Annotated in this window: 16 protein-coding genes; 9 read left to right on the forward strand and 7 right to left on the reverse strand. The window is 69.6% G+C overall.

From position 1 onward, the window contains the following. The 5 genes from ACIPEK_RS32270 to ACIPEK_RS32290 all read left to right on the forward strand — a co-directional run bounded on the left by ACIPEK_RS32270 (position 1) and on the right by ACIPEK_RS32290 (position 10225). Positions 1 to 2385, forward strand: coding sequence for a xanthine dehydrogenase family protein molybdopterin-binding subunit (locus ACIPEK_RS32270; protein WP_402003380.1), 2385 nt, complete (start codon positions 1 to 3; stop codon positions 2383 to 2385). 337 nt (positions 2386 to 2722) lie between these two features. Continuing rightward, positions 2723 to 4174, forward strand: a complete 1452-nt coding sequence (locus ACIPEK_RS32275) for an NCS2 family permease (RefSeq protein WP_402003383.1) — start codon at positions 2723 to 2725, stop codon at positions 4172 to 4174. A 55-nt stretch (positions 4175 to 4229) separates the two neighbouring features. Then, complete coding sequence (locus ACIPEK_RS32280) at positions 4230 to 5381, forward strand: XdhC family protein (RefSeq protein ID WP_402003386.1); 1152 nt, start codon at positions 4230 to 4232, stop codon at positions 5379 to 5381. Between the two features lie 105 nt (positions 5382 to 5486). Next, complete coding sequence (locus ACIPEK_RS32285) at positions 5487 to 9245, forward strand: S8 family serine peptidase (RefSeq protein WP_402003389.1); 3759 nt, start codon at positions 5487 to 5489, stop codon at positions 9243 to 9245. 251 nt (positions 9246 to 9496) lie between these two features. Continuing rightward, positions 9497 to 10225, forward strand: coding sequence for a DUF4097 family beta strand repeat-containing protein (locus tag ACIPEK_RS32290; protein ID WP_402003392.1), 729 nt, complete (start codon positions 9497 to 9499; stop codon positions 10223 to 10225). Here the strand turns inward: ACIPEK_RS32290 and ACIPEK_RS32295 are convergent. Further along, a complete protein-coding gene (locus tag ACIPEK_RS32295) occupies positions 10212 to 11444 on the reverse strand; it encodes an MFS transporter (protein ID WP_402003395.1) in 1233 nt (410 codons plus the stop codon). The genes ACIPEK_RS32290 and ACIPEK_RS32295 overlap by 14 nt on opposite strands. Positions 11445 to 11676: 232 nt before the next feature. On the opposite strand from ACIPEK_RS32295, the gene ACIPEK_RS32300 reads away from it, so the two are divergent. After that, positions 11677 to 12192, forward strand: a complete 516-nt coding sequence (locus ACIPEK_RS32300; protein ID WP_402003398.1) for a DinB family protein — start codon at positions 11677 to 11679, stop codon at positions 12190 to 12192. Positions 12193 to 12217: 25 nt separating this feature from the next. Here the strand turns inward: ACIPEK_RS32300 and ACIPEK_RS32305 are convergent, their stop codons facing one another. Continuing rightward, positions 12218 to 13255: a hypothetical protein gene (locus ACIPEK_RS32305; RefSeq protein WP_402003401.1), complete on the reverse strand. Its 1038-nt coding sequence runs from the start codon at positions 13253 to 13255 to the stop codon at positions 12218 to 12220. Between the two features lie 65 nt (positions 13256 to 13320). On the opposite strand from ACIPEK_RS32305, the gene ACIPEK_RS32310 reads away from it, so the two are divergent. The 3 genes from ACIPEK_RS32310 to ACIPEK_RS32320 all read left to right on the forward strand — a co-directional run bounded on the left by ACIPEK_RS32310 (position 13321) and on the right by ACIPEK_RS32320 (position 15127). Continuing rightward, positions 13321 to 13998: a class I SAM-dependent methyltransferase gene (locus tag ACIPEK_RS32310; protein WP_402003404.1), complete on the forward strand. Its 678-nt coding sequence runs from the start codon at positions 13321 to 13323 to the stop codon at positions 13996 to 13998. A gap of 19 nt (positions 13999 to 14017) precedes the next feature. Then, positions 14018 to 14596 (forward strand): dihydrofolate reductase family protein, encoded by a 579-nt coding sequence (locus ACIPEK_RS32315; RefSeq protein ID WP_402003407.1) that lies wholly within the window; start codon positions 14018 to 14020, stop codon positions 14594 to 14596. Positions 14597 to 14701: 105 nt separating this feature from the next. Next, positions 14702 to 15127, forward strand: coding sequence for a nuclear transport factor 2 family protein (locus ACIPEK_RS32320; RefSeq protein WP_402003410.1), 426 nt, complete (start codon positions 14702 to 14704; stop codon positions 15125 to 15127). An 89-nt stretch (positions 15128 to 15216) separates the two neighbouring features. Here ACIPEK_RS32320 and ACIPEK_RS32325 read toward each other — a convergent pair whose 3' ends face one another. The 5 genes from ACIPEK_RS32325 to ACIPEK_RS32345 are packed head-to-tail and all read right to left on the reverse strand — an operon-like array spanning position 15217 to position 20589. Then, the gene (locus tag ACIPEK_RS32325) at positions 15217 to 16356 is read right to left on the reverse strand and encodes a zinc-binding dehydrogenase (RefSeq protein ID WP_402003413.1); all 1140 of its coding nucleotides are present in this window, start codon (positions 16354 to 16356) and stop codon (positions 15217 to 15219) included. Further along, positions 16353 to 16655 (reverse strand): putative quinol monooxygenase, encoded by a 303-nt coding sequence (locus tag ACIPEK_RS32330; protein ID WP_402003416.1) that lies wholly within the window; start codon positions 16653 to 16655, stop codon positions 16353 to 16355. Before ACIPEK_RS32330 ends, ACIPEK_RS32325 begins: the two co-directional genes overlap by 4 nt. A gap of 7 nt (positions 16656 to 16662) precedes the next feature. Beyond that, the gene (locus ACIPEK_RS32335; protein WP_383077844.1) at positions 16663 to 17322 is read right to left on the reverse strand and encodes a glycerol-3-phosphate responsive antiterminator; all 660 of its coding nucleotides are present in this window, start codon (positions 17320 to 17322) and stop codon (positions 16663 to 16665) included. A gap of 43 nt (positions 17323 to 17365) precedes the next feature. Further along, entirely contained in the window at positions 17366 to 18919 is a 1554-nt protein-coding gene (locus ACIPEK_RS32340; protein WP_402003420.1) for an FAD-binding oxidoreductase, read from the reverse strand. Further along, positions 18916 to 20589, reverse strand: a complete 1674-nt coding sequence (locus tag ACIPEK_RS32345) for an FAD-dependent oxidoreductase (protein ID WP_402003423.1) — start codon at positions 20587 to 20589, stop codon at positions 18916 to 18918. The genes ACIPEK_RS32340 and ACIPEK_RS32345 overlap by 4 nt, the downstream gene beginning before the upstream one ends. Positions 20590 to 20604 lie beyond the last annotated feature (15 nt).

The raw sequence follows: 20604 nt of genomic DNA on the forward strand, positions 1-20604 counted from the left end.
ATGGGCGTTACCGGCAACCCCACCAGCATCAACCAGGGCACCCGCACCAAGGGCGGCATCGGTGAGTCCACGATGCGGCCCGACGGCATCCTGAAGGTCACCGGCGAGTTCGCGTACTCCTCCGACATGTGGCACGAGGACATGCTCTGGGGCCACACGCTGCGCTCCACGGTCGCGCACGCCGAGATCGTCTCCATCGACACTTCGGAAGCGCTCGCCACGTCCGGCGTCTACGCCGTACTCACCTACGACGACCTGCCGACCTCGGTGAAGAACTACGGGCTCGAGATCCAGGACACCCCGGTCCTCGCCCACGGCAAGGTCCGTCACCACGGCGAACCGGTGGCGCTCGTCGCCGCCGATCACCCGGAGACGGCCCGCCGCGCCGCCGCGAAGATCAAGATCGACTACCGCGAGTTGCCCGTCATCACCGACGAGGCGTCCGCCACCGCCCCCGACGCGATCCTCGTCCACGAGGGTCGCGACGACCACCACGCCGGGCACGTCCCGCACCCGAACATCGTCCACCGCCAGCCCATCGTCCGCGGCGACGCGGACGCGGCGGCGGCCCGCGCCGATGTCATCGTGAGCGGGGAGTACGTCTTCGGCATGCAGGACCAGGCCTTCCTCGGCCCCGAGTCCGGTCTGGCCGTGCCCGCCGAGGACGGCGGCGTCGACCTGTACGTCGCCACCCAGTGGCTGCACTCCGACCTGCGCCAGATCGCCCCCGTCCTCGGCCTGCCCGAGGACAAGGTCCGCATGACACTCTCCGGTGTCGGCGGCGCCTTCGGCGGCCGCGAGGACCTGTCGATGCAGATCCACGCCTGCCTGCTCGCCCTGCGCACCGGCAAGCCGGTCAAGATCGTCTACAACCGGTTCGAGTCCTTCTTCGGGCATGTGCACCGTCACCCCGCCAAGCTCTGGTACGAGCACGGCGCCACCCGCGACGGCAAGCTGACCCATATGAAATGCCGCATCGTACTGGACGGCGGAGCTTACGCCTCCGCTTCTCCGGCCGTCGTCGGCAACGCCTCCTCGCTCAGCGTCGGCCCTTACGTCATCGACGACGTCGACATCGAGGCCATCGCGCTCTACACCAACAATCCGCCGTGCGGCGCCATGCGCGGCTTCGGCGCGGTCCAGGCATGCTTCGCCTACGAGGCCCAGATGGACAAGCTCGCCGCCGAACTCTCCATGGACCCGGTCGAGTTCAGGCAGCTCAACGCCATGGAGCAGGGCACTCTCCTGCCGACCGGACAGGTCGTCGACTCGCCCGCCCCGGTCGCCGAGCTGCTGCGCCGGGTCAAGGCCAGGCCGCTGCCGCCCGAGCGCCAGTGGGAGGTGGCCGGCGAGCAGGCCGATGTACGGGCCCTGCCCGGCGGACTGTCCAACACCACCCACGGCGAAGGCGTCGTACGCGGCATCGGCTACGCGGTCGGCCTCAAGAACGTCGGCTTCTCCGAGGGCTTCGACGACTACTCCACCGCCCGGGTGCGCATGGAGGTCATCGGCGGCGAACCTGTCGCGACCGTGCACACCGCGATGGCCGAGGTCGGGCAGGGCGGCGTGACCGTCCACGCCCAGATCGCCCGTACCGAACTCGGCGTCGCCCAGGTCACCATCCACCCGGCCGACACCCAGGTCGGCTCGGCCGGCTCCACCTCCGCCTCCCGGCAGACGTATGTCACCGGCGGCGCAGTGAAGCACTCCTGCGAGGCCGTCCGCGAGAAGGTCCTGGAGATGGGCCGCCGCAAGTTCGGTACGTACCATCCCGCCTGGGCCACCGCCGAACTGCTCCTGGAGAGCGGCAAGGTCGTCACCGACGGCGGCGAGGTGCTGGCCGATCTGGTCGACGTACTGGAGGACGAGGCGGTCGACATCGAGCTGGAGTGGCGTCACCGGCCCACCGAGGCGTTCGACCTCCGTACCGGTCAGGGCAACGGCCACGTCCAGTACTCCTTCGCCGCCCACCGCGCGGTCGTGGAGGTCGACACCGAACTCGGCCTGGTCAAGGTCATCGAACTGGCCTGCGCCCAGGACGTCGGCAAGGCCCTCAATCCGCTGTCCGTCGAAGGACAGATCCAGGGCGGTACCACCCAGGGCCTGGGCGTCGCCGTCATGGAGGAGATCATCGTCGACCCGAAGACCGCGAAGGTGTGCAACCCGTCCTTCACGGACTATCTGATCCCCACCATCCTCGACACCCCGACGATCCCGGTCGATGTCCTCGAACTCGCCGACGACCACGCTCCGTACGGGCTCCGTGGCATCGGTGAGGCCCCCACCCTCTCGTCGACCCCGGCCGTTCTCGCGGCGATCCGGAACGCGACGGGCCTGGAGCTCAACAGGGCGCCGGTACGCCCCGAGCACATCACCGGCACCTGAGTCACCGTTTCCTCCTGAACTCTCCGGGCGGTGCGTGCCTCCCAGGAACGTCGCACTTTCGCCGCTCGCACCGCCCGGAGTACCCAAATGCCGTACCGCTCACGGTCATTGAGTCCACCACGCACCGAAAGGGCAGTACTACGCAGCATCCGCAGCACCGCAGTACCGCAGTACCGAAGTGCGGGTGACACCGCATGTAACGCGTCCCACGTCACATTCCACTCAAACAGTTCGTCCCGGGCCGTCCCCCGGGTCGTGCCGCCAGCGCAGTCATCCCAAATCCCGCATACCGATTCTTCATCGCGGGTGCCCCTGTGAACCTTGGGAGTCAGGCATCATGACCCAGCAGTCAGTGGAGCCCAGGACCAGTGCGGAGGATGCGGGCCCGGGCTCGCGCGTCCCCGCCGGAAGATCCTGGCTCGACCGGTACTTCCACATCTCCGACCGTGGCTCCACCGTCGCACGCGAAGTGCGCGGCGGCATCACCACCTTCATGGCGATGTGTTACATCCTTCTGCTCAACCCGCTCCTGCTGTCCGGCCCGGATGTGGCGGGCCACCGGCTCAGCCACGCCGGGCTGATCACGGCGACCGCGCTCGCCGCAGCCGTCTCCACTCTGCTGATGGGTTTCATCGGCAAGGTGCCGCTCGCTCTCGCCGCGGGGCTCTCCGTCTCCGGCGTGCTCGCCACCCAGGTGGCACCCCATATGACCTGGCCGCAGGCCATGGGCATGTGCGTGATGTACGGCGCGGTGATCGTGCTGCTGGTCGTCACCGGGCTGCGCGAGATCATCATGAACGCGATACCGCTGGCCCTGAAGCACGGCATCACCATGGGCATCGGCCTGTTCATCGCGTTGATCGGCCTGGTCAACGCCGGCTTCGTCGGCAAGGGCGCCCCGGTCACGCTCGGCGTGGGCGGGCAGCTCTCCGGCTGGCCCGTACTGCTCTTCTGCGTCACCCTGCTGCTCATCTTCATGCTCCAGGCCCGCAATGTGCCCGGCGCGATCCTGATCGGCATCGTCGTCGGCACGATCCTCGCCGTCATCGTCAACGCGGTCGGTGACATCAGCCCCAAGGCGTGGGGCGGCAGCGCACCCGAACTTCAGGGCAGCGCCGTCTCGATGCCCGACTTCGGGCTCTTCGGCCATGTCGAGTTCGGCGGCTGGGGCGACATCGGCGTCATGACCGTCGGCATGATCGTCTTCACCCTGGTACTGGCCGGCTTCTTCGACGCGATGGCGACCATCATCGGCGTCGGTACGGAGGCCGGGCTCGCCGACAGCAAGGGCCGGATGCCGGGCCTGTCCAAGGCGCTGTTCATCGACGGCGCGGGCGGCGCGATCGGCGGTGTCTCCGGAGCCTCCGGCCAGACCGTCTTCATCGAGTCGGCGACCGGCGTCGGCGAGGGGGCCCGCACGGGTCTGTCCTCGGTCGTCACCGGTGTGCTCTTCGCCGCCGGACTGTTCTTCACCCCGCTCGCCCAGATCGTGCCGGGGCCGATCGCCGCCGCCGCGCTGGTCGTCATCGGCGCGATGATGATGCAGAACGCCCGCCACGTCGACTGGAGCGACCGCTCCGTCGCGGTGCCGGTCTTCCTGACCGTGGCCCTGATGCCGTTCACGTACTCCATCACCGCCGGAGTCGGCGCCGGAGTGATCTCCTTCGCCGCGATCAAGGCGGCACAGGGCAAGTTCCGGGAAGTCGGTGCCTTCATGTGGGTGCTGACCGGCGTGTTCGTCGTCTACTTCGCGCTCAGCCCGATCGAGAGCTGGGTCGGCGCCAAGTAGGACCGGCCCGCAAGGCTCCTTTGCCCCTCCGCACACCCGTAGAAGGAGAAACGCCATGCTGGACATCGCCGAAGAGCTCAACCGGTGGGTCGAGCAGGGGCGCGACTTCGCCGTGGCCACTGTTGTGGCGGTCGGCGGCAGCGCGCCCCGGCAGCCGGGAGCCGCCCTCGCCGTCGACCGCGACGGCACGGCGATCGGATCGGTCTCCGGCGGGTGTGTGGAGGGCGCCGTGTACGAACTGTGCGGTCAGGCGCTGGACGACGGCATCACCGTGCGCGAACAGTTCGGCTACAGCGACGAGGACGCTTTCGCGGTCGGACTGACCTGCGGCGGCGTCATCGACATCCTGGTGACACCGGTCCGTGCGGACGACCCCGCACGGTCGGTGTTCGCCGCCGCGCTCGCCGCCGCCGCACGGGGTCGGGCGGCGGCGGTCGCCAGGATCACCGACGGGCCCGCGGAACTCCTCGGCCGCCCCCTGCTCGTCCACCCCGACGGCTCGTACGAGGGCGGGCTCGGCGGACATCCGGAGCTGGACCGCACCGCTGCGGCCGACGCCCGCGCGATGCTGGACGCGGGCCGCACCGGCTCCGTCACCATCGGTGCCGAGGGCTCGCGCTGCGGACAACCGCTCACCCTGCTCGTCGAATCGAGCGTCCCGCCGCCCCGGATGATCGTCTTCGGGGCCATCGACTTCGCCTCGGCACTGGTCCGGGCGGGAAAGTTCCTCGGGTACCACGTCACATTGTGCGACGCTCGCCCCGTCTTCGCCACGAAGGCCCGCTTCCCGCAGGCCGACGAGCTGATCGTCGACTGGCCGCACCGCTATCTCGCGACGACCGACGTCGACGCGCGCACCGTCCTGTGCGTGCTCACCCACGACGCCAAGTTCGATGTTCCGCTGCTGGAACTGGCGTTGAGGCTGCCGGTGGCGTACGTCGGAGCGATGGGCTCGCGCCGTACCCATCTGGAGCGCAACGACAGGCTGCGTGACGTCGGCGTCACGGAGCTGGAACTGGCCAGGCTGCACTCGCCGATCGGCCTCGACCTCGGTGCCCGTACCCCTGAGGAGACCGCGCTGTCGATCGCCGCCGAAATCGTCGCAGACCGGCGCGGCGGCAGCGGCGTACCGCTCAAGGGCGCACACACCCCGATCCACCACGAGGGCGGCCGGCCGTCGACGGGATTGATCACATCCGTGGCCTGAACCGTCCCGTCAACCATGATTGACCGTGGGCGGGTTGCCGCCACGGCGGCTTCACGCCAGGTGTGAACTCAACCGTAGCTTCGTTTTTGCCTTTAGATCTGCTGCATGACATTCACACCCTCCTCCGCTTCCGGCCGGGCGAGATCCGCTCGTGCAGGACGCAGGGCTCTGCTCATAGCGACTTCGGTCGCCCTGGTGAGTGGCGCACTGTTGCCCGCAGCGGGCTCCGCTTCCGCCGCCGCAGGTAAGTCCGGGCCCGCCGACCGCCAGGCCGCCGCCCCCGTCAAGGAGTACGACATCACCCTGCTCACGGGTGATGTCGTGCACTACTCTGACGGCGTCGGCAAGCAGGACACCGTCACCGTGGACCGCCCCGACGGAGCGGTCGGCGGCGTGCATGTCCAGCAGGCCGGTGACGATCTGTACGTCCTGCCCGACGAGGCCAACTCCCTTCTCGCAGCAGGCAAGTTGGACCGCCGGCTGTTCAATGTCTCGGCTCTGGCCAAGATGGGGTACGACGACAAGAAGTCGGGCGGCATTCCGCTGATCGCCACCTACTCGGCGAGCCACGGCCGTTCACTGCCCGCCGCCCCTCGTGGCGCGAAGAAGACCCGCACTCTGGAGAGCATCCACGGCGCCGCGCTGAAGGCCGGGAAGGACACCACCCGGGCCTTCTGGAACGACATCGCCCGTACCGCCACGGCCCGTTCGCTGGACAACGGCATCGCCAAGCTCTGGCTCGACGGCCGGGTGGAGGCCGCCCTCAAGGACTCCGTGCCGCAGGTCAACGCCCCGCAGGCGTGGGCCGAGGGCTACGACGGCAAGGGCTCCAAGGTCGCAGTCCTGGACACCGGAATCGACGCGACCCACCCGGACGTCAAGGACCGCATTCTCGAAACCAAGAGCTTCGTGCCGGGCGAGGAGGTCCTCGACAAGCACGGCCACGGCACGCACGTCGCCTCCACGATCGCGGGCTCCGGCGCCGCCTCGGAGGGCCTCAACAAGGGCGTCGCCCCGGGCGCCGACCTGATCGTCGGCAAGGTGCTCAGCAACGAGGGTTCCGGCGCGGACTCCGGGATCATCGAAGCCATGGAGTGGGCGAAGGCCGAAGGCGCCGACGTCGTCTCCATGAGCCTCGGTTCCAGCATCCCGGACGACGGCTCCGACCCGATGTCCCAGGCCGTCGACGCGCTCTCCGCCGACGGCGGGCCGCTGTTCGTGATCGCCGCGGGCAACGCGTACGGCGCGGGCACCATCGGCTCGCCCGGCTCGGCGGAGAAGGCACTCACCGTCGCCGCCGTCGACAAGAAGGACAACCGCGCGGACTTCTCCTCGATGGGCCCGCTCGTCAGGTCCTACGGCCTGAAGCCCGACCTGTCCGCACCGGGTGTGGACATCAACGCGGCCGCCTCGCAGGCGGTGCCGGGCGTCAGCGGGATGTACCGGTCGATGTCCGGTACGTCGATGGCGACCCCGCATGTCGCGGGCGCCGCAGCCATCCTGAAGCAGCGTCACCCCGACTGGTCCGGCCAGCGGATCAAGGACGCGCTGATGAGCTCGTCGAAGAAGCTCGACGCGTACACCCCGTACGAGCAGGGCACCGGCCGGCTCGATGTGAAGGCGGCCGTCGACACCACCATCGAGGCCACCGGCTCCGTCGCCGTCGCCTCCTACGACTGGCCGCACTCCGCGTCCGACCCGGTCGCCCAGCGGACCATCACGTACCGCAACACCGGTACGAAGGATGTCACCCTCGACCTGGCCACCGACACGGACGCCGACGCCTACACCCTGTCGACGAAGCAGCTGACCGTCCCGGCCGGTTCCACCGCCGAGGCCGTGCTCTCGCTGGACCCGTCGAAGGTCGCCAGCGGCACCCAGTTCTCCGGTCAGGTCATCGCCAAGGACGCGGCGGGCACCGTCGTCGCGCACACCGGCTTCGCCCTGAACAAGGAACGGGAGCTGTACGACCTGACGCTCAGGCTCCGCGACCGCGACGGCAAGCCGATGGACGGCCTGGTCGTCATCGGCGAGCTCGGCGACCCGAACCTGAGCGTCGTCCAGGTGTCGGGCGAGTCCACGCTGCGGCTGCCGCCGGGCAACTACACCGCCTGGAGTTCCGTCGACATCGCCGGTGACCGCCCCGACTCGAAGGCCGTGGCCTTCCTCGCCGCCCCCGAGACGATCCTCGACAAGGCGACCACGGTCACCCTCGACGCGTCCAAGGCCCGCAAGGTCAGTGTGCGCACGCCGAAGGAGACCGAGACCCGACAGCTGCGCTATGACATGGCACGTACCGCACCGGACGGCACGGTCCAGCGCGACGCGTACCAGATCCCGTTGACCTACGACCAGCTGTGGGCCAGCCCCACCAAGAAGGTCACACGGGGCAGCTTCTCCTTCCTGACGCGCTGGCGGCAGGGCGAGAAGCAGCTGGACGTGTCGGCCGAGGGCCGCGATGTGCCGGTCTACCCGCAGGGCGGTGCGGCCATCGCCGAGGACGGCGAGAAGAAGCTGGCCGGCGTCTTCGCGGGCAACGGCGCCGTGGCCGACTACGAGGGTCTGAACGTCAAGGGCAAGGCCGTCGTCATCCGCAGCAGTGATGCGGTCGCTCCCGCCGACCGGCTCGCCAACGCGGTGGCCGCGGGCGCCGGGGCACTGTTCGTCGTCAACGACGGCGACGGCGTTTTGATGGAGAGCTACACCCCCTACGGGACCAAGGGCACCATCCCGGTCGCCTCGGTCCAGCGCCTGGCGGGCGAGGACCTGATCAAGTCCGTCCAGCGCGGAGCGAAACTGACGATCGATCAGCACAAGTACGCCCGTTACATGTACGACCTGGTCGACCGCCACGACGGCGTCGTCCCGGACCGTTCGCTGGCGTTCGCTCCGTCGACCAGCCAGCTGGCAAAGGTGGAGAACACCTTCTACGGTCACAAGAACGTGCTCGGCGCGGGCTTCCGCTACGACATCCCGGACTACGGCCCGGGTCTCGGCTTCGAGGAGTACGAGAAGTTCCCCGGCACCCGCGAGGAGTGGGTCAACCCGCTTCCGGGCGCCTCCTTCTGGTACGAGAACCACTCGGTCTTCAACGCCACCGAGACGGACTTCGCGCAGGAGATGCGCAGCGGCGACCTGGACTACACAGCGGGGCGCACCTACCCCGCCGAGTGGTTCGCGCCGATCACCCGTCCACGTCTGGGCACCGGCTACTGGGGTCCGTTCCGTACCGTCAACAACGACATGCAGTTCAACCTGACCGCGTGGACGGACTCGGGCGCGGGCCACTCGGGCTCCATGCCGGAGGACGAGTACGACACGACCACCACCGCCGTCTACCAGGGCGACACCCTGATCAAGAAGGTCGCGGGCCGGGCCGGCTACTTCGGAGGCCTGTCGCCGGAGAAGCTGCCGTACCGCTTCGTGCTCGACTCCACCCGGGACGGTGACGTGTGGAAGACCTCCACCCGCACGCACACCGAGTGGGACTTCGTCTCGGGTGCCATGGACGAGAACGGCCCGTACCGGGCCGACCTTCCGCTGCTGCAGCTGGACTACAAGGTCCACACCGACCTCGCCGGTGACGTCAAGGCCGGCCAGTGGACCGAGATCGGTCTCACCTCCGGTACGCAGGAGTGGCTGGACGGTGCGGTGAAGGCGAAGAAGGCGTCGCTGTCGGTCAGCTACGACGACGGCGAGACCTGGGACGCGGTGGAGCTGCGCAAGACCTCCGAGGGCAACTGGACCGCCCGGTTCAAGACGCCCAAGAAGGCCGGTGGCTTCGTCTCGATCAAGGCGCACTCCGAGGCCGGGGACGGGCTCGGCATCGATCAGGAGATCATCCGGGCGTTCGGCCTGAAGTGACCTTCTGAGGTGCGTACTTGAGGCGGCCGTACACCCTTGATTGGGGTGTGCGGTCGCCCCTTCTGCCGACTGGCGCGGCTCCCGGAAACGAAAGTGACGGTCCATCACCATGTCGTGGAACGGCGGGGTTTCCCCCGCCTGAGCCGGGGGTCTGCCCCATGGTCGCCCCCGGACACGCCTGGATAGCCTGCGCTGAGCACCGGCCCCGAGCGGGCCGGAGACCAGGCTGATCGGGATCCAGGGGGAGATTTATGCGTCACCGGCTCAGGGCGTTCATGGCGGCAACGATGGCGGGAAGCGGTCTGATCGGGCTCGGCGCATGCGGTCTCATCGACTGGAACACCTTCGAGGACGACGCCCACGTGTCGCAGAAGATCACCTCCGTCCGACTGGATCTCGGCTCCGGCCGGGTGAATGTGCGGGGCGTGGCGAAAACCGCCGACGTGTCCCTGCACCGCTCGGTCCGCTATCGGGGGGACAAGCCCGAAGGCGCATCGCACCGGGTCGAGAACGGCGTCCTGGTGCTGAGCGGCTGCGGCAGTCAGTGCTCGGTGTCCTACACCGTCGAGGTGCCCGAGGGCCTCCCGGTCTCCGGCCGGACCTCGTCCGGATCCGTGGTCCTGGCCCGAGTGGGGCCGGTGAACGTGACCACACACTCCGGACGGATCGAGCTGGACGGAGTGACCGGACCGGCCGATGTGCACACCTCCAACGGCCGGATCGAGGGGCGTGGACTGGCTGGTCCCGTCCGGGCCAAGACCTCCAACGGCAGGATCGAACTGACCCCGGTGAACCCGCAGGATGTCCGGGCCAGGACATCCAACGGGGCCATCGTCGTCACTGCGCCGACGGGCCGGTACGTGGTCGCCGTCAGCACCCACCACGGTCACAAGGACATCGGCATCGCCAATGACCCGGCGGGCGACCACAAGATCGATCTGGCCACCACCAACGGCTCCATCACGGTCAGGAACGGCTGATCGCGCCGCGCGCCACCGCAGCCGCACACAGCAGCGCAGGTACCGCCGCGACCGCGAAGCAGACGGCCGGCGGCAGACGGTCCACCAGCAGACCCACTGCCGCGGTGCCCACCGACGACCCGGCGTTGACCGCGGTGTTCACCCACGCACCCGCCTGCGTACGGCTGCCCGCGCCCACGGACTCGTCCGCGATGAGGTAGGCGGTGGTCAGGGCGGGCGCGACGAACAGCCCGGCCACCGCCGCGACCGCGGCCAGGACATACACATCGGGCGACAGCCCCGCACCGACCATGGCGGCGCCCAGTCCGGCGGCCAGCAGCGGCAGCCGCACCCGGTTCGACGCCCGCCAGGAGACGGCGCCGTAGGCGATCCCGCCGACCGCGCTCCCGGCCGACAGCGCGGCCAGCACCCACGACACCGCCGCGCCCTGGTGACGCTGCTCGGTGAACGCCACCACCAGCAGATCCAGACCCCCCAGACACAACCCCACGGCCGCCGTCACCAGCACCGCGTGCCGCAGTGCGACGATGCCCAGCAGCCGCCGCCCGGCCGGTGGGTGGTCCGGCCCGGCCGCCGTGCCGTCGGACGCTGCCGCGCCCGTACCGCGCACCGCCGGCGAGGACACCAGCGCCAGCGTGCCGACGAACACCAGCGCGGCGCTGATCGCTACACCGGCCGCGGGCGAGGCGAACTTCACCACCACACCCACCAGCAACGGACCACTGACGTAGAGGAGTTCCTCGGCGACACCGTCCAGGCCGTAGGCGCGCCGCAGCAGTTCCCGGTCGGTGACGAGGCTGCTCCACAGGGTCCGCATCACCGGCCCCAGCGGCGGTGAGCAGGCCCCCGCCGCGGAGGCCAGGGCCCCCAGCAGGAACGCCCAGGCGCCCGGCCGCCAGGTGGCATACGCCAGGGCGGCGAGCAGTGCCGCGTAGAGGCCGGCCATCGGCGGCAGTGCCCGTCGCGGCCCGTACCGGTCGATCAGTGCGGCACGGGCGGGGGAGAGGAGGACACTGGTCGCCCCGAACAGAGCCATGACGGCGCCCGCGACGGAGTACGAGCCGGTGGCGTCCTTCACCGCCAGCATCAGGGAGAGGGAGACCATCCCGTACGAGAGCCGCCCCAGCAGGGCGGCACCGAAGGTGCGGGAGGCGTGAGGAGTGCGCAGGACGGTGGCATACGAAGGGGCGCGCGAGGGCGCGGGTGAAGGCGAGAGCATGAGGACGTTCCTCGTGAGGGCAGCGCGGCATGCGGCGCTGCGGGCATGCGGGGACACCGAAGTGCCGCACCCGGTGGGACGGGGCGCGGTCAGTACGGGGTCCTACGCACGGGAGAGGAACATGCCGGCCAACTTAGCAGGACGAGAGGCGTGTTGTGGAGGGTCGCTTCAGGGGCGCAGCGGCCGAAAATTGCTGTGAGGTGTGACCGTGCATCGAGTAGCCTCGGCGCCCATGTCACTTTCCCCTTCGCGTAATCGCCCTCCCTACGACGCGGACGAGCGGACTCAGCTCGTCGGCTGGCTCGACATGCAGCGGGCGGTTGCCCGCTGGAAGTGTGAAGGACTTTCCGAGGCGGACGCCCATCGGTCCGTCCTGCCGTCCTCGCCCCATATGACGGTGGCGGGTGTCATGTCACACCTTCGATGGGCCGAGCACCTCTGGTACGAGGTCGTTCTGCTGGGCCGGCCGGCCGTGGGGCCCATGTTCGACGGGCCCGAGGATGCCGACATGATGGTCGAAGGCGTCCCGCTCGCAGAGCTCCTCGACAACTACGACCGGCAGATCGCGGTCTCGAACGAGATCGTTGCATCGAAGTCGCTCGACGACGTGGGCCGGCACCCGGACTTCGACGCCTCGGCCGCGAGCGTGCGCTGGATCATGTTCCACATGATCGAGGAGACCGCCCGGCACGCGGGCCATCTGGACGCCATCAGGGAGATCCTGGACGGCGAGACGGGCTATTACTGACCCGGCTCCCGTCGCCTCGTCCGCCTCATCCGATGATGTCGGCATTGGCCGCCAGGATCTCCTCGGCGGTCTGCCTCAGCCGCGGGAGGAAGCCGATGACTTCCTCGGCACGGTGGAGAAGGTCACCGGTGGAGGTGACGCCGAGGTCGGCGACGGCCTCCCGGAACGCCGGGAGGCGGGCGAGGTGCTGGTCGGGGGCGTCCGCGGCCAGGACGGTGTGACATCGGGCGAACGTCGCGGTGATCCAGAAGACGGCTTCGCGGTGGTCGCCGCGCTCGATGAGGTGCCGGCTTCCGCCGATGGCGATCGGCCGTGCCTCGGCGGTGATGTCGCTGCTGAAGAAGAACGGGGTGCGGGCGACCTGCGCGGCGACGCCGAAGGTGCGGGCCAGCTCGTCCAGATGATGTCCGATCCTGCGGGCGGACAACCGCGCGCACCCCAGGAGTTCCAGCAGCTCCGGGTACAGGTGTGCCTGTCCGTAGTCGGTGAGGACTTGGCGCGCCGCCGGGTAGCGCAGTCGGACGGTGGGGTTGCGCAGGGCGGCGACCAGCAGGACGTGGGTGGTCACCCCGGTCGGGAACAGCCACGCCGTCACCTGTTCGTGGAACGGCGCCGAGGCGTCGAACGCGGCGAGGCGGGTCTCGATCCGGCGCTCCGCGTCCAGGCATCTGCGCCGCACCCAGGACCGCTCGGCGAACCGGCGCGACACGTCGGCCCGCAGCCCGCGCAGACGGCCCGTCGGGTCGTCGATGACCGTGTCGCAGCGGAAGCTCCCTGCCAGGTGGTACGAGGCGAGCACCGCTTCGGCCGAGGAGAGGTCGTCCCACGGCAGATACGAGACTTCCAGCAGCGCACCGCGGAAGCGGAGCTTGCCCGGCTTGGCGGGCGGGTCGGGCTCGGCGGTGACGACGACGATGTCCACGTCGGAGAAGGGGGACAGTTCGGCGTCGTCCGGCAGACCGACCGTCGAGCCGCTGAAGTAGGCGCCGCGGAAGCCGGAACCGGGCCGGGCGTGCTCTTTGACCCACTGCACCGCGGCTGCTCGGGCTGTACCGACTCTCACACGAAGTCCCTCTCGGCGGGCCCGGACACCAACCGATCGGCATACCGGTCTGCTGGAATCAGGGCATGAAGAACCTGCTGCACCGAGTCTTCCAGGTCCTCGATCGCTTCAACGCCGCCCACCCCTGGGACCACAACACCCACTACCACCCGTGGATCCTGCGCCGGCTCCCCGGCAGATGCGACAGGGCCCTGGACGTCGGCTCCGGCAGCGGAGAACTGGCCCGGCTCCTGGCGACACGGGCCAAGGCGGTGCACGGAATCGACTCCGACCCCGATATCGTGTCCCGGGCCCGTGAACTGACCGCCCAGGCCGCTCCGGTGACCTTCACCGTCGCGGACGCGCCCGCTGGGATACCGCCCGGCCCGTACGACATCATCACCTGCGTCGCCACCGTCCACCATCTGCCGTTCACCGATGCTCTCACCCATTTCCGTGAGCATCTGGCACCAGGGGGAACACTGGTGGTGGTCGGCCTCTCCCGGGAGACGACCCTCGGTGATCACCTGCTGAGCTGCACCTCGATTCCACTGAATGCCGCCATGGGCTGGATCAAGAACAAGGGGCTCAGGGCGCCCCGCCCCGACTCGATGACCGCCAGGACCCGGGCGGCGGAGATGTCCTTCTCCGACATTGTTCGCGAGGCGCGTCAGGTGTTGCCGGGCGTGCGGCTCAGGCGTCGACTGTTCTGGCGCTACACACTCGTATGGCGCGACGGCTCCGGCGAGAGGGGACTGCGATGAGAAATGAGAGAGGACTGCGATGAGAAAGATCATCCTGATGATGTCGATGTCCCTCGACGGCTTCGTCGAGGGACCGGACCGTGAGATCGACTGGCACCTGGTCGACGACGAACTGCACACTCACTTCAACGAGCAGCTCAGGACCATGGGCGGCTTCCTGGACGGCCGTGTGACCTATCAACTCATGGCTGATTTCTGGCCGACCGCCGATTCCGACCCCTCAAGTACCGGACCCATGGCGGAGTTTGCCGCCATCTGGCGGGACATGCCAAAGATCGTGTTCTCCCGGACCCTGGAGCGGGCCGACTGGAACACCACCATCATGAGGGAGGTCGACGTCGACGAGATCACGGCTCTCAAAGCGCGGCCCGGCGGAGATCTGTCGCTCGGCGGTGCCGATCTCGCCGCGTCCTTCATGCGGCACGACCTGATCGACGAGTACCGCATCTACGTGCATCCGGTCCTCATCGGACGAGGCAAGCCCCTGTCCCCGGCCTCGGATGCCCGGACGCAGCTTCAACTGGCCGAGACCCGCACCTTCGGCAACGGGGTCGTGCTCCTGCGCTACGAACGCCCGGCGGCTGCTCCACCGGGATGAACTCCCCGAGCCCACGGTGGCAGGACCGCTGCATTGTCGGGCTATACGGGAGCTCTCCCCGTATAACTGCCGAACCGTCGCGAGATCTCACGAAAGGACCGGATAATGACACTCGGAGCCGAGGACCGCCTGGCCATCAATGAACTGATCGCCCTGCAATGGCACCTGGTCGATGACGGTGAACTCGACCGACTGGACGAGCTGTTCACCGCCGACGTCGTCTACGACGCCTCCGACCTGGGCCACGGATCGATGCACGGGCTGGAAGCCTTCCGGGACGCGGCCAGGGCGATGGGGCAACGCGGCCTCGTCAGTCATCACGTCACCAACGTCGTCCTCACCGCGGCCGGTGACGATCAGGTGCACGCCCGGTCCAAAGGGATCGGAATCAAGGCGGACGGTACGAGCGGAAGTGTGACGTACGAGGACGTGATCGTGCGTGGCGAGAGGGGGTGGCGCATCAACCGCCGCAAGGTCGCCGTACGGCATGCGCCCACCGGTGCGAATGACGCGAACAAGCGGCCCGAATGACATGTCGCATGTCCCCGGATACCGCAGGCGCATACTGACGGCGCCCCTGCAGCCGGCAGGGGCGCCGTCAACGGATTCCGGGCGATGCGTCAGGCGTTCAGCATCCCCGACGTGTCGATGATCTGGCGGATTGCCCGGCCCGAAGCCAGCTCCTCCATCGCCGCGTTGATGTCGGCCAGCGGCAGCGTGCCCGTGTGCATCTGCTCCACCGGCATCAGGCCCGCCCGCCACAGGTCCAGGAACCTCGGAATGTCACGGCGCGGGACCGCGTCGCCCATGTACGAGCCCAGCAAGGACTTGCCCTCGCCCGCGAACGCCAGCGCCGGGACCTCCAGCACCCGGTCGGGTGCGGGGAGGCCCACCGAGACGACCCTGCCGCCCCGGGCCACGACCGTCAGGCACTCGGCCATGACTTTGGGGCTGCCCACCGCCTCCACTGCCAATTCGGCGCCACCCGAAGTGAGTTCGCGGATCGCCTCGATCGCGTCGCCGGGGGCGTACGCATGCGTCGCACCCAGCCGGACGGCCAGCTCGCGCTTCTCCTGGACCGGGTCGACCGCGATGATCGGGTACGCCCCCGCCGCGCGGGCGCCCAGGACCGCCGAGAGCCCCACGCCGCCCAGGCCGTAGACCACCGTCGACTGGCCGGGGCGCAGCGCCGCCGTGTTGATGACCGCGCCCGCGCCCGTGAGGACCGCGCAGCCGAACATCGACGCGACGGTGAACGGGATGTCCTGGGGGATCGGCACCACCGACTCCTGGGCCAGCACCGCGTGTTCGGAGAACGCGGAGACACCCAGCTGGTGGTGGACCGTCGCGCCGGAGGCGTCGGTCAGCAGCGACGGGCCGTGCAGCAGCGCGCCCGAACCGTTCGCCGCCGCCGCCTGCGCGCACAGGGCCGGGCGGCCCGCCGCGCAGTCGCCGCAGAAACCGCAACTGGGCACGAAGACGAGGGCCACATGGTCACCGGGGGAGACACGGCCGACGCCCGGTCCGGTCTCCTGGACGATGCCCACCGCCTCGTGGCCCAGGGCCATCGGCAGCGGGCGGACCCGGTCGCCGTTGACCACCGAGAGGTCCGAGTGGCAGAGCGAGGCGGCCGCGATACGGACCAGCACCTCGCCCTCGCGCGGGGCGCCCAGCTCCAGCTCCTCCACCTCGACCGGGCGGGTCCCGGAATAGGGGCGGGCCGTCGATATCCCGCGCAGGACCACGGCACGGGTTTTCACGACTGCACCTGTGCACGCGGAGCGCAGCGCAGCACGTCGCGGCTCTCCAGCAGCGGGACGACCTTGCCGAGCACGATCTCCTGGAAGTGCGGGGTTGCGCAGTGCGCGGTGAAGTCGGCCTCGGAGGAGTACTCCTCGTACAGCACGATCTCCTGCGGGGCCTCGATGCCCTGGTGGACCCGGTAGGCGAGATTGCCCGGCTCCTCGCGGGAGGCGGCGGCCATCGTGTCGAGCAGGGGAAGAACGGTGTCTTCCTCACCGGCCTTGGTGCGGTAGCGGGCTACGACCACATATGTCATGGGGGGATTACTCCTGGGGTGCGGCGGGCCTCTTCAGGGCGGCGGGAGGGACCGGTGGCAACTGGTCCCGGCGCAGGTGCCAGAGGCGGGGGTCGGACGTGGCGGCCGCGGCCGACCCGAGGGCCAGCGCGAGCGCCACGTCCGCAGCGGTTTCCACGAAGCCGGCGGCGATCGACGGGGACATCGCGCGCTGTGCCTGCGCGCTCATCCGGGCGACGATCGGGGCGGGCATGATCTCGACCAGGTCCGGTGCCCCGCGCGAGATGGCGTCCGTGGAGCGGCGAAGATTGGACCGGTCGGTGACGAACACCTTCATCATCGTCAGCAGGCCGAGCGGGCGGCCCTTCTCTATGAGGGAGAGCCGGGTGCTGACCACGCCGTGCGCGCCCATGTTCTTGATGAACTCCAGCGCGCCCCGGTCCTGAGCCAGACCGGGGCTGCTGTCCACGTTCACGAACACGGTCTTCCCCGCCCGGCCCAGCGCCGGCACGACCTGGGGCAGCTGCCCCACCGCGAACGAGGCGAGGATGCACACCTTGGCCGGTGCGGTCAGGAACTGCCGCAGCGGCTGGGTGCCGACGACCGACGCGACGACGGGCACCTCGGCGAACGCCGCGGTGAGCCGGGGGTCGAGTGCGGCACCGGACCGGGAGGGGGAAGGCGTCATGGCAAGGGCCTGCCTGGAGAAGGAGGGTTCGTGGCTGCTGAGATCAGTTCAGCGGGGACGTACCGAATCGGCTGGGAAGGCCCAGTTTGCCAGGGTTGAGAATGCCGGCGGGGTCCAGGGCCTTCTTCACCGCGACGAACGTCGCGAAGCCCGCCCCGAGGGATTCCTCCAGGTAGGGGCCGCGCAGCAGACCGCAGCCGTGATGGTGGCTGAGCGCCGCCGCGTGCTTGATGAGTACGGCGTTGGCCGCGTCCCACACCGAGCGGTACCAGTCGCGCCGCGACTCGGGCGCCACATCGCCGCGCAGTGAGAAGTAGACGCAGGCGCCGTCGGTGTACGCGTGGGACTGGTGGGCCGAGGCGGCCAGGGTGCCGGGCACCGACTGGATCGCGGCGACCACCTCGTCGTAGATGACCGGGAGGCCGGTCCAGGACGCGGCCATCTCCAGGGTGTCGGCGACGAAGCCCGGACCCGGCTCGAAGCCGTCGGCGGACTTGCCGACCAGCATCCGCTCGTCCAGCCAGCGCTCGAAGACCGCCTGGCTGTCCAGCTCGGGGCCGTATGCCCCGCAGACCTCCCGCGCCACCTCGATCGAGGCGTCGACGATGGCCGGGTCGCCCTCGTCGGCGATCAGCAGGAGGTTGGTCTCCGGGTGGCCGAAGTGGGTGCCCGACTCAAGGGTGTCGTACAGCCGCAGGACGGCCGGGGTCGCACCGCGCTGCATGATCCTGCGGCAGGCGTCCAGGCCCTCGGCGAAGGTCTTGAAGCCGAACGCGACGGCGTTCGCGTACTCGGGCAGCGGGTGGACCCGCAGCCGCGCCGAGACGATGACCCCGAGCGTGCCCTCCGAGCCGACGAACAGCTGGCGCAGGTCCGGGCCCACCGCGGCACGGGCATAGTCGCCGTACGTGGCACGCGTACCGTCCGCGTGCACGACGTCGACGCCGACGACCATGTCCTCGATCTTGCCGTAACGGGTGGAGAGCTGGCCGGCGCCGCGGCAGGCGATCCAGCCGCCGACCGTGGAGACGGCGAACGCGGACGGCCAGTGGCCGGTGGTGACGCCGTACTCCTCCTGGAGCTGCTTCTCGAAGAGGTCGCCGAACATGCCGGCCTGGACGTCCACGATGTTCGACTCGGCGTCGAAGCCGGTGATCCGGTTCAGCCCGCAGACATCCAGGACGACGCCGCCGAAGACGGGGAGCGCCGCGCCCGTGACGTTGGAGCGGCCCGCGGACGGGGTGACCGGGATGCCGGCCTCGTGGCAGATCCGCAGCACGGCCGCGACCTGGTCGGCGTCGGCCGCCTCGACGATCACGGCGTTCGGCGTCGCCGGACGGCCCTCGGTCTCGCCGATCATCGAGCCGGCCCACCAGTCACGGGTCCGGGTGACGACTTCGTCGCGGGAGGTGTGCACCGCGTGCGCGGCCCCGCGCAGCGCCTCGACCACGGCCTCGGGGACTTCGACCGGGTCGGTCTGGAGGGCGGCCTCGCCTTCCCCGACCGGGGTGTTCTGCGCCCACTTGGCGAAGCTGGGTGCGCCGATCGTGTAGTTGCCCCGGTTGAACGGGTGGGTGATGGTCTGACGGCTGATCATGCTGCTGCCCCTTCGAGGAGTACGGACTTTTCGTGACGGACGGCTGCGAGGTACTCGGCGACCGAACGCTCCACCTCGGCCTGGGAGAGGTTCAGTTCCTGGCCGAGGATCGCGCCGACGGCCTCGGCTGCGTCGACGGAGGCGTCCCGGGCGAACAGACGGGCGCGCATCCGCCGGGAGAGCACGTCGTCGACCGAGCGGGCCAGTTCGGCACGGGCCGCGTACACGACCTCCGCCTTGGTGTACGGAAGCCCCGCGACGATCGGCTCGGCCAGTGCGGGGTCGTCCTGGATCAGGTCGCCGACGAACCGGGCCTCGGTGCCGAAGCGTTCGCCGAGATGGGCGGCGATGCCACCGGATGCGGCGACGGCCTCCGCGTCGTAACCGGCGCCGCCGAGCAGCGGAAGATCGGTGGTGCGGCTCTTCCCCTTGCGGCCGAGGACCGTCATCACCTTGTCGATGACGAGTTCGCCCATGTGCCGACTGGTGGTGAGCTTGCCACCGGTCACCGTCACCATGCCGGTGCGGCCGACGGTGATGTGGTGGTCGCGACGCATGTCGAGCGTCGCGCCCTCCTTGCCGCCGACCAGCGGACGAAGACCGCCGATGGAACCGACCACGTCGTCCGGGGTGAGCTTCCCCTCGAAGGCGGTGTTGGCGCCCTCCAGCAGGAAGTCCATCTCCTCACGGGTGCAGTGCACATCGTCCGGGGAGCCCCGGTAGTCCTCGTCCGTGGTGCCGAGCACGACACTGTTGCCCCAGCGGGTGCAGGTCGCGCGGCGGGCCCGGCCGGGGATCGGCACGGTGACCGTGCAGTTGATCCGCACCTTGTCCCACGGCACCACGATGTGGACGCCCTTGGCGGGCCGCACCTGCGGCTCGTGACCGTCGTCCGCCTTCGCGTCGAGCTCGTCGGTCCACACCCCGGTGGCGTTGACGACGGCCCGCGCACGGATGTCGATGGTGTCGCCGTCCGCCGAGACCCGGGCACCGGCCACCCTGCCCATCTGCATCAGCAGACCCTCGGCCCTGGCACCGTTGAGGACCGTCGCGCCGAGCGCGGCGGCGGTGCGGACGATGGTGAGGACGAGCCGGGCGTCATCGGTACGGGCATCGAAGTACATCAGCCCGCCCTTGAGGTTCTCCGCGCGCAGCGTCGGCGCCTGCGCGAGGACCTCGGGGACGGTGAGCCGCTGGTGGAGCTTGCCGATCCGCCAGCCGCCGACCAGGTCGTACGTCCACAGCAGACCCTCGAAGCCCTTGGCGAGGCGGGCGTCGAAGATGCCCTCCTTCTCCAGGATCGGGAAGAGGAACGGCAGCCGGTGCACCAGATGCGGGGCGTTCTTGCGGAAGCGGTGACGCTCCAGGAGCGAGTGCCGGACCAGGTTGACGTTGCCCTGCTCGATGTAGCGCAGGCCGCCGTGCACCATCTTCGAGGACTTCGACGACGTGCCGGATGCGAAGTCGTCCTTCTCGATCAGCGCCGCGCGCAGCCCGCGCGAGGCCGCGTCGAGCACGGCGTACGCCCCGGTGATGCCGCCGCCGATGACGAGCACGTCGTACGTGTCGTCGGCCAGCCGGCGCTTGAGGGCTGCCCGGTCGAGCAGCAGTGGCGTTCGGCGGGTCGCCGCGGCGCTGCGCCGCGGTTTCCGGGCGGGCATGGTGATCACAACATCAACTCCTGG

Origin of the sequence: Streptomyces sp. NPDC088246 (genome assembly GCF_044741025.1) — a bacterium.
Taxonomy (GTDB): Bacteria; Actinomycetota; Actinomycetes; order Streptomycetales; family Streptomycetaceae; genus Streptomyces.